At 66.0% G+C, this 11,069-nt stretch carries 5 protein-coding genes; all 5 read left to right on the plus strand.

What is annotated here, in order from left to right:
• The coding region (locus CP49_RS39445; protein WP_197423359.1) for an autotransporter domain-containing protein at positions 1 to 291 on the plus strand (291 nt) is incomplete at its 5' end.
• 399 nt (positions 292 to 690) lie between these two features.
• The gene (locus tag CP49_RS39450) at positions 691 to 1,611 is read left to right on the plus strand and encodes a secretin and TonB N-terminal domain-containing protein (protein WP_057855480.1); all 921 of its coding nucleotides are present in this window, start codon (positions 691 to 693) and stop codon (positions 1,609 to 1,611) included.
• Entirely contained in the window at positions 1,608 to 2,123 is a 516-nt protein-coding gene (locus CP49_RS39455) for an RNA polymerase sigma factor (protein ID WP_057855481.1), read from the plus strand. The genes CP49_RS39450 and CP49_RS39455 overlap by 4 nt, the downstream gene beginning before the upstream one ends.
• A gap of 99 nt (positions 2,124 to 2,222) precedes the next feature.
• Positions 2,223 to 3,233, plus strand: a complete 1,011-nt coding sequence (locus CP49_RS39460) for a FecR family protein (RefSeq protein ID WP_057855482.1) — start codon at positions 2,223 to 2,225, stop codon at positions 3,231 to 3,233.
• Between the two features lie 395 nt (positions 3,234 to 3,628).
• Positions 3,629 to 11,069: two-partner secretion domain-containing protein (locus tag CP49_RS39465; RefSeq protein ID WP_210183113.1), on the plus strand; the 7,441-nt coding region annotated here is incomplete at its 3' end.

Genomic DNA, 11,069 nt, shown 5'->3' on the forward strand with positions numbered 1-11,069 from the left:
CGGCTCGCCACCAGCGTCGTGGTCGGGGGAATGACACTGGGGCCGCGCCTCTCCGCCGCCTGGCAGCACGTGCTCGGCGACGTGACGCCGGTCACCACCCTCTCCTTCGCGAGCGGAGGCACTGCCTTCGAGATCGCGGGCGCGCCGCTCGCGCGCGACAGCGTGCTGCTCGAAGCCGGCGCTGACCTGTATCTCAATGCGCAAACCACGCTCGGCATTCTCTACCAGGGCCAGGTCGCACGCAACGCAGAAGACCACGCCGTCCGAGGCCGCCTCGCCGTGAGATTTTGACACGTTCGGTCCAGAGCGGCGCAGCGGAATTCCGCCCGTTCGAAGTCTGGCAGGACCAAGCCTGGGCGTTGCACCACCGCGCAGAGGCACCTCGTCGCGATCAGGGATGCGCGTTGGTAACCGTCCGGTTCTTGCACGTCTGTTTGAGAGTGCACTGGCGCGCCATATCGGAGACCTTCGTGGCATGGAGGCTCTCCGATGAGCTCGAAACACTTCGAGAACAGAGCCCTGCGCGAATGGCGGACGATTCACGTCGAGGCGTGGCAAAGGAGCTGACTGGCGCGCCGCCGCTATTGCTAACGGCGCCTAAAAGTCTCCAGTTAATGGGAAGGTGCTAATTCCGCTGAGCGGTCCGGTACCCTGAACAGCGCGTACTTCCCGAATTGACATCCAACTGTCATGCAGCCTGCTTACCTGTTCACCCAGGCAATGCAGTCCAGTGAAGTTGAGGATGTGGGTTTGAAGCCGGATGTGCTGAAGTCCGCGCAACCCCGCAGTGTTTGGTTGTGCCGCGCGCTGACCTCCGACGCGTCGGCGATCATCTGCGCGTTTTTGCTTCATCCGGAAACCCGATGGCATGGCCTTTGGCCGTGCATCGTGGCGCTTCTTGTTCTCCATTTCACTTTGATCGACGAAATGGCACTCGCTCAACACGCATCGGTGCCGCTCTCCAAGGAGAGAGTCGTGTTCCAGCAGCCGGTGCAATTCGACATTCCAGCCCAGCCGCTCGAATTGGCCCTGAACGCTTACGGCGCTGCCACGCAAATCCAATTATTCGTCGATGCTGAATTGGTGAGCGGGCTTCGATCGACAGCGTTGCAGGGTGTACTGACGCCGGAAGCTGCGCTGCGGGCTCTGCTCGCCGGTACTGGCCTCACCGCGCGCGCGATCGATGACCAGGGAATCACGCTCGTTCCTCTGCCGCCGGGAAACGGAAGCGCGGCATCCGCTCCCGGCAAGGTGTCGGCCACCGTGATGCGTTTCAACAACTATTCCGCTGCGATTCAGGACACCCTGCGTATCGCGCTCTGCCGGCGTGCAGAAACAACCCCGGGATCTTATCGGGCGCTGATGCGCATCTGGATCAATGCATCGGGTGTCATTGTGCGATCTGAACTTGTCACGTCGACCGGCAACGGATCACGTGATGCCGCTATAGCAGCGGCCGTTCGAGACCTTGCAGTCGGCCTGCCTCCGCCCAGGGATCTTCGGCAGCCGGTCACCTTGCTGGTTTCCGCTGATGGCGCATCGTCCGCATATTGCTCGGACGCCGATTCGTCGCTTCGCCGTGCGGAAATAGGCCGCGAGGCTCCGCGATGACCGAATCCATTGTGGCCATGTTGCGTCGTCTTCTGATCGACGACTATTATGGTCTGAGGGAGCGGCTTGCCCGGCGCTACGGTTCTGCTGATTTTGCCAGCGAGGTCCTGCATGAGGCTTGGCTCCGTCTTGGCCGGGCCGAGGCGCCTCCTTCAATCGCAGCCGCAGTCAATAACCCAAAGGCGTATCTCTATCGTATCGCGCTGAACGTCGCGATCGATCAGAAGCGCACCGAAAAGAGCTGGCTCGGCAAGGCCGAGATCGAGGCTCTCTACCGTCGCACTTTCGATGAACTGGACCCCGCCCGCGTGGTGGAAGCTCGCGGTGAGGTAAAGGCGCTTGCCAAAGCGATCAATGAACTGCCGCCGCGCCGCCGTGCGATTTTTATGGCCGCGCGCCTGGAGAATTTGCCATACAAAGTCATCGCCGAGCGCCTTGGCGTCACCGTGCGGATCGTCGATCGAGAATTGAAGGCCGCTCTCGATCAATTTAGTCGCATGCTGAGAGAATAATTCGATGCCGGCACGCGGACAGCGCGATCTCAATCCGTCTAGGATATGCCAGAGGATCTCAATCATGTCCTGCAGAGATGCAGGGGACCGTCTTAAGCCATGAGCAATTCCGACCGTTACGTCCCGGAAAACGCCGCCTTGCGCGAGCACGCCCTGGCCTGGCTGCGCCGGCTCAATACGGGTGAAGCAACGGCCTCCGACATTGCGGAACTGGAGAAGTGGCGCAGTACGAGTCCTGCGCATGCCCGCGAATTTACCGAAGCTGTCTTGCTCTGGGACGTTTTGGGCGAGGCGGCCAAAGAAGGGGCCAACCAGACGGTCAGGAAAACCGAGCCCAGCCATTCCAACTACGATGGGACGCTGGCATTCCCGGCTGGGAACCGGCGCTTGGCGCGTCGCACCTTTCTGGCCGGGGGTGCCACGCTCGCCGCCTCCGTAGCGGGCGGCGGGCTTGTGGTTTGGCCTCCTTTCGATCTGTGGCCGTCTTTGTCCGAAATCACAGCCGACTATCGTACGCGGCCCGGCGAACGTCGCCGGATCGAGGTGGCAGCCCATGTTTCCGTCGAGATGAACACGCGGACAAGCATCGATCTGCAATCGGCCGCGCAAGTCAGGTTGCTGGCTGGAGAAGTGGCCGTTGCGAAGCAGGGCGATCCGGTTCGGGAGCTGGTGGTTTTGGCGGGGAACGGCCGCGCGGCGACGATGGCCGCGTCCTTTAATATACGCAAGGATGGTGATGTCATCACGGTGACCTGTACCAATGGCGTGGTCGAGGTCCGTTGTGGAGAGGCGGTCGCTGCTGTTCGTGGAGGCCAGCAGGTGGCCTATGATAATCTGACCTTAAGCGAGGTCATCACGATCGATCCGGAGGCCGTGACGGCCTGGCAGCGCGGCTTGCTCATATTTCGGCGCAGGCCGCTGTCGCAGGTCATCGATGAAGTGAATCGCTATCGCTCCGGCCGCATCATCCTGCGCAACGCCGAGCTCGGTCAGCGGCAGGTCGTGGGCAATTTCAGGCTCGATCGCATTGACGACGTTATCGATTTTATGTCGAAGGCGATGAACCTCCCCATCCGGTCGCTGCCGGGCGGCATCGTGCTGGTCGGCTGAGGGGACGTACCGCTCAAATTTTTTTCATTCGACGCGGTGGATTTGGCCGTCTCGATCCGTCTTCGTCGTAACCTGAAAAGCAAACGTTACGCGAGAGATTCAAAATGGCCGCGCTGAAAGCCCGTCGAGGCAGGACTTCCTGGCACATTCAGATGGGGATGCCGAGCGGGCTGAGTTTTGGGCGTGCGGTTTCACGCGGCTCTTTATTTGCCGGTGTGAGTGTCGCCGCGCTGCTTGCTGCTACGTCAGCAGTTGTGGCCCGTCCTCTCGGCGGCTCGACGCCATCGCCGTCGGCGGCGGCTGTTTCGGCCGCGCAATCCGGTGCGCACGAGGCGGTTAAAGCGGCGCAGCAAGCAAGCAACGCACTGAAGCGCGCCACCCAGGCGATTCAGTCCATGCAGGCCGCACAAACGGCAGCGCGCAATGCGGCTTTGCAGGCGCAGAGTGCGATCCCGAACGGGCTTGCTCCTGGCGGCTTGGTTGTCGCGCCAGGAGCGGGGACGACGGCCGGCGTTTGGACCGGCGCGCAATCGCCGACGCAAGCACAGGTGAATGGCCGCATTCAGGTCGACATCAAGCAGACCCAACAGAAGGCGATCCTCAACTGGACCACGTTCAATGTGGGCAAGGAGACCACGGTCAATTTCGATCAGCAGGGAAATAGTTCCTGGGTCGCGCTCAATCGCGTGATGGATCCAGACGCGCGCCCCTCGCAGATCGCCGGCCAAATCAGGGCCGACGGCCAAGTCTACATCATCAACCGCAACGGCATCGTCTTCACCGGTTCATCCCAAATCAACGTCGCCTCGTTGACGGCAAGCGCGCTCGACGTGCCGGATGCGAAGTTCCTGAGCGGCATCGTATCGCCGCGCTGGGAGCTCGAGGCAAGCTTCGCCGCGGCCCCGGGTGTCACGGCAGGCGCGATCAAGGTGGATGCCGGGGCACGCATCGAGACCGGTCGGCAGGGCCAGGTCTTGTTGCTCGGCGGCACGGTCGAGAATGCCGGGACGATTCGCACGCCGGACGGCCAGACGCTGCTGGCCGCAGGCACCGCCGTGCATCTGAAGGCGAGCACCGATGCCCGCCTGCGCGGCTATCTCGTCGAGGTCGACGGCGCGGGTCTCGCTGCCAATCACGGAGACATTCTAGCCGAGCGCGGCAATATCACACTGGCTGCCAAGGACGTCTTCGCCGGCGGCCGTCTCGGCGCCACGACCAGCGTTGTCGCGAACGGCTCGATTATGCTCCAGGCGCGCTATGACACCAGCTTCGTTCCAGTGGGCCCAGGCGAGCCCGAGCCGCGTCGGCCGTTCCAGTACAGCGGCACGTTGACCATTGGCGAGGGCGCCTTGATCGACGTGATGCCGGATCTCACCGACGAGACCACGGTGGCCGCCCGCATGCTGCTCAACCCATCGACGGTGTCGCTCTACGGCGGCCTCATCGACGTCCGCCGTGGCAGCACGATGCTCGCCCCCGGCGGCAACGTCAGCGCTACCGCGCGGAAGAATCCGAGCATCGATCTGAGCCCCAATGAGACCGATGCAAGCCGGATCTATGTCGACGCCGATGCCGTGATCGACGTCTCCGGCACGCGCGGCGTGCAGCTTTCAGTCGAGCGCAATTTCGTCGAGGTTGAGCTGCGCGGCCACGAGCTGCGTGACAATCCGCTGCTGCGCAATTCGCCGCTCTACGGCAAGAAGGTCTGGATCGACATCCGCGACACCGGCATCTTCGACGATCCGCTGATGCAGGGTGTCGAGTGGTTCGCAGGCGAGCGCGGCGTCTGGTACGGGTCGCCGCTGTTTGATGCCTCCGGCTATATCAACCTGATCCGCCGCGGCGTCGGCGAGCTCACGTCCCGGGGCGGCAGCATCAGCCTGGGCGGGCATGGTGACATCGTCGTGCGCGATGGTGCGACGCTCAATGTCAGCGGTGGCACGCTCGACTTCACGGCCGGGTACGGCCGGGTGACACAGCTCGTCTCTGCCACAGGCGGTGCGGTGAGCATCGGCGCGGCGCGCTGGGGCGAGGTCTATTACGGCATCGCCGGCAGCTTCACGCGCGATCATTCCCGCTGGAACGTCTCCGAAACCTGGACGTCAGCATTGCGATCCGGCCGGCGATACGAAGCCGCCTCCATCCAAGGGCAAGCCGCCGGCACGGTTGCTCTGAACGCTCCGCGGGTTGTGCTCGACGGTCTGGTCGCCGCCTATGTCGACCCCGGCACGCGCATCAACGCGGGCCAGGCCGCGCAACCTGGCGGCACGCTGGTGCTCGGTGACGCTAGTGCGAGGGCAGACAACACCAACACGGTGAACTATCGCCACATCGAGGCGCTGATCCAGAACGGGCTCGCCGGTCTCGCGGAGAATTTCGACGCCATTACCGAGCTGGAAGATGAGATCGGCAGCACGCTGTCAGCCGAGCGCCTTAAGCAGGGCGGCATCGGCCGCCTGGAGGTCTACGCCAACGGCGCCGTCGAGGTTGCGGAGGGCACACGGCTCGAGCTCGGCGACGGCGCAACCGTCAAGCTGACGGGCGGCGCCATAACGGTCGACGGCACGATCGCGGCACCCGGCGGCCGCATCGAGCTCGCGACGTCGCTGCATACCGTCAACCCTCAGAGTGAGGTCAGCCAGTACTGGTATACGAACACGAGCAGTCTTGCGCCCGCGGACTGGCAGGTCATCCGGCTCGGCGAGGCGGCGGTGCTCGACGTCGCAGGCCGCTGGATCAACAACTTCGGCGCACGCTCCATCACGCCCGGATCGCGCAACGGCGGCAGCGTGTCGCTTCGCGCCGGCAAGCCGGGTATCGCATCGGGAATCGGCAAAATCGACCTGGCCAAGGGCGGCGTCATCGACGTGTCCGGCGGCGGTTATGTGGACGTGCGGGGGCGGCTCAGCCTCGGCGACGCTGGGTCGATCACCATCGAGTCCAACAAGGTCAGCCTCGGCGCCGAGTTCCGTGGCTACGCGCTGGCTACTGAGACCGCTGCTGGCCACGGCGGCACCCTGACCATCAACGGGGTCGACCTCTATATCACCGACGTGCCGCTAGGCGATGTGCTACAGCCCGGTCAGGCTGCTCCACGCGACCTCACTCTCGCCGAGGCACTCACCTTCCGGGCCGGGCAATCGCTGCCCTTCGATGCGAGTTACTCCGTCACTCGTCTCCGCTCCGGAGAGGTGCTGACCGCGATCGCGACAGCCAGTGTCAATATCGCCGCCCCCGTCACAGTCGCGGCTGATTGGGTGGTGCCGGCTGGCGTGACCGTCAAGTCCATCACCAACCAAGTCTATACCGCCGGCCAGACAGTACCAAAAAACACCCAACTCCGGGCATTCGGCACCGGCAACAGCAACGGAAACTTGCCGATCGGTTTCACGCCGCCGGCGAATGTTTTTCCGAACGGCATTCCGCTCACTGCAGCGAGGGCAGTCCGCCTGCCTGCCGGCACGCCGCTGCACAGCGATTACACGCTGGCCGCCGGTGCGAGCATTCCTTACGGAACGGTTCTTGACCGAGCCGTCGCGATCATGCCGCCCAATCATATCGGGCCGGAGTTCTTCCGTTGGGGCGGCTTCACGAACTTTGCGCTGAACGGCGGCGCATCCCTGACCGTCGCGGCGGACACACACATCGCGCCGGTCGCAATGACCCGCTTGATTGCCGGCGACCCGACCGCAGTCGCCGGCGGCACGGCGCTGGGCGAGATCGGCGCCATCACGCTGCAGCCTGCCGGCATCCGGCACGCCGCCAGCCTCAGCATCGAGGCGAGCCTCAAGGTCGAGGTGACAAACCAGCCGTCCGAAGGGAAGGGCGTTCTCGCGGTCGAGAAGGGAAGCACGATCACCGTCGATCCCGGCGCCGCGGTGTCGCTGATGGCGGGATACCGCGCCGAAGTGGCCGGCACGGTGGTCGCGCCGGGCGGCTCGATCACCGTCGGCATCACGAACGTGGCCATGCGCGAGGCCCGGGGGATCAAGCACGAGTCCGGCCGCGCTGTGTGGCTGACGTCGGATGCACGGCTGCTTGCCCCCGGCGCGCTCGTACTTGCGCCCAATCCATACGGCTTGCGCACCGGTGAGGTGCTCGCCGGCGGCGGCGTCACCCTCGACGCGTCGGCCAGCGGCTATGTCGTCACTGAAGCGGGCTTGCTCATCGACGTATCAGGGGGCGCGGCGGAACTGGATCTCCCAGCCGCGGCCCGACAGATCCCAACGCTCCGCCGCGACGGCCGGTTCGGCACGCGGCCCACCACAGTGTGGAGTGATGCCGGCAGCATCACGATCAAGGCGCGCGACGGCGGCTATCTGGAGGGTACGTACCGGGCGGAGCGGGCGCATCCGCTCGCCGGCGGAGGGACCTTCACGCTCGCCAGCAACTTCCTGCGGCCGCAGGCCGGGGCCCAGGTGCTGCCCACTGAGATCGTGCTGCGCCAGTCGGGCACCAGGCTGCCGGACAGTCTGGCGCCGGGGCGCGCGCTCGACACGGGCTCGCCGCTGGCCAGGTTCTATGTCGCCGCCGACACCCTCGACCAGGCGGGCTTCGATGCTGTGACCCTCTCAGCCGACAGCGCGATCACGGTCGAGGGCGACGTCACGCTTGGCGCGCGACAGGCTTTGACGCTCGACTCGCGCATCCTGCGCTCGCTTGCTACGGCCGAGGCGCCGTCGCCGATCATCCGGCTGATCGCGCCCTATCTCGCGATCGGCAACTACGGGATCAACCGGCAGACGAACGTACCGGCGGCGACGGCCGGGCCCGGCAAGCTTGTGGCCGAGGGCGATCTCATTGACCTCGCTGGCAACCTTCATCTGCAAGGCATCGGCACGGCGGAGTTCGCGAGCCGTGGCGACCTGCGCCTCGTCGGTGTCGCGACGTCCGATACGCCGCTGTTCGACGAGAACGGCGAGCCGGTGATGACGACCACCAGTGCGGGGGTGCCGGAGCAGGCGAAGGCCACGGTTCCAACCGGCGCGCTGCGGATCGTCGGCGAGCTTTCGCTTTCGGCGGCGCAGGTCTACCCCACCATGGCCACGCGCTACATGGTGGAGGCGAGCGGGCCGGGAGGATCGGTTACGTTTACCCGCGCCGGGATCACCGAGGCGCCATTGCCCTTCTCGGCCGGCGGCTGGCTCACGGTGAAGGCGCCGGCGATCGTCCAGGCCGGCGTGCTGCGCGCGCCCTTCGGCAAGATCACGCTTGACGCCGGCAACACCGGTAGCGTGACGCTGGCGCCCGGCAGCCTCACCTCGGTCTCTGGTGCCGGCCTGCTCTTGCCCTACGGCGTCGTCGAGAACGGCGAGACCTGGAAGTTCTTCGCCGGGTCAGGCGTCAGCAGCTTCAGTCTCGCCGATGGCACGCTGGTGGCGCCGCCGGCTAAGCGCCTGACGCTCACCGGTGGCCAGGTTGAGTTCGCCTCGGGTGCTACGATCGACGTTTCGGGCGGCGGCGATCTCCTCGGTGTCGAGTTCGTGCCGGGCACCGGTGGCTCGCGCGACATCCTCGACGGCGGCGTCGGCGCGCCGATCTTCGCAGTGCTGCCAGGCTATCGCGGGCCCGCGCCAGTCGATCCCGATGCCGGCCATAATGCGCCGCTTCAGGTCGGCGACAGCGTCTGGCTGTCGGACGTGCCGGGCTTGCCTGCCGGTTACTATACGTTGCTGCCGGGCCGCTACGCGCTTTTGCCCGGCGCCTTCAGAGTAGCCGTGCAAGCGGCCACCGCCGACGTTACGCTCGGGGCCACCGCACAGCCGGACGGCTCCTGGATGGTTGGCGGTTATCGCGCGACGGCAGGTGGCGCGACACGCGACGCCCGTACTTCGCTGTTCCGGGTGATTCCGGGCGACACGCTGCGCCGCTACAGCGAGTATGTCGAGCACAAGGCGAGCGACTTTTTCGCCAAGGCTGCCGAGAAGCTCGGCGAGGTCGCGCCCCGGCTGCCGACCGATGCTGGCCATCTCGTGCTCAACGCCGCGTCGGCGCTTACGCTGGATGGCACGACGCACTTTAACGCCGCGTCTGGCGGACGCGGCGGGCTCGCCGACATCGTCGCCGAGTCGATCGCCGTGGTGGGGGCGGGCGAAGGGCCAGTCGACGGCTATGCGCTGACGCTTGATGGCGCAGCGCTGACGCGCCTTGGCGCCGACAGCCTGCTGCTTGGTGGCACCCGCCTCACAGAACGGACGCAGACGACTATCGACGCCTCCGCAGCGCGCGTGCTGATCGCCAACGACGAGGCCTCGGCGATCGTCGGACCGGAAGTGCTGGTGGTGGCCAAGGGCAGCGTTGGTGAATCTGGAAGCGGCGTGATCGACATCGCCGCAGGGGCGGTGATCCGCGCAGAGGGCACGACGCGAGACAATGCCAGCCGCATCATCATCGGCGACGCGCCGGATTCGGGAGGAGCGACGGGCAGCGGCAACGGCGCCGCGCTGATCGTTACCACGGCCGCCGATCTCCAGCTCAGCCGCACCGACCGGCTGGCGGGTGCTGACGGCGTCGAGCCGGGCCGGATCACCGTCGCCGACGATGCGACGCTCGCGGCCACCGGCGGCGTGGTGCTCGACGCAACTGCCGACACCGTGGTTGGCACCGGCGCGCATTTGATGACGCCATCGCTCGAGATCGCCACCAGCCGCATCAGCTTCGGCGCGGCGCCCTCCGGCACCGGTGGCCTGGTGCTGGACAATGCCCGATTGAGCCGCCTTGGCGACAGCAAACGGCTCATCCTGCGCAGCTACTCTACGATCGACATGCATGGCGCGGTGACGGTCGGCGCGATCGACGCCGCCGGCCGGCCGCTCATCGGCGACCTCGTGCTCGACGGCATGCTCGTCCATCGCGGCCACGGCAACGCCACCGTTCAGGCCGGTCTCCTGACGCTACGCAACAGCAACGGCATCGTCGTTGCCGATGATCCGGCCGCGAGCGGTGTGCTGACATTACGGGGTGATTCGATCTTCATCGGCGAAGGCACGAACCACATTCGCGGTTTTGGCAACGTCGCCTTCGCGGCCGGTCGCGATCTGACCTTCGCCGATGCCGGCAGTTTGACGGTCGGCTCCGACGCGCAGGCTAGCGCCGTGACTATCGCGGCAGGCTGGGTCGGCGGTCGCAGCGGCGCCAACCAGCGCCTGACCGCCACCGGCGATCTTACGGTGCTGGCGAGCGGCGCATCGGCCAGCGCGAACAGTCAGGATTTCGGTACGGTGCTTACGCTGACCGGACGCAACGTGCTGATCGGCGGCACCATCGATCTGCCGTCCGGCGCGTTGACACTCGACGCCGCGACCGGGCTCACCATCGACGGCAGCGCCCGCATCCTGACGGCCGGCCGCGACATCGCCTTCTTCGACCAGAGGCGAACGGTGCCGGCCGGAGATATCACGCTCATCGCCCGCACCGGCGACGTTGCTATCCGCTCCGGCGCAGTGATCGATTTGTCCGCCGGAACCGGCGGCACCGAGGCGGGTACGCTCGATGTGCAAACGCCGGACGGCACGCTCATCCTTGCGGGAACGGTCATGGGCGGCCGCTTCACGCTGGATGCCCGGACCATTGCCAATTTCGGTGCGCTCAACGCCGTGCTCAACGCCGGCGGCTTCGCCGATGCACGCAGCTTCCGCGCCCGCACCGGAGACCTCGTGCTCGACGGCGTCACCCGCACCGGGGCGCTCACCGTCGCTGCCGATGCGGGCAGCATCACCGTGGAGTCCGGCGCTCTGGTCGCTGCCGATGGCGCCAAAGGCGGCAGCGTGCGCCTCGTGGCGGCGGAGAACCTGACGGTGCGCGGCGGCGCGTCGATCACAGCGCAAGGCGCGGCAG

Source organism: Bradyrhizobium valentinum (assembly GCF_001440405.1).
GTDB lineage: Bacteria > Pseudomonadota > Alphaproteobacteria > Rhizobiales > Xanthobacteraceae > Bradyrhizobium > Bradyrhizobium valentinum.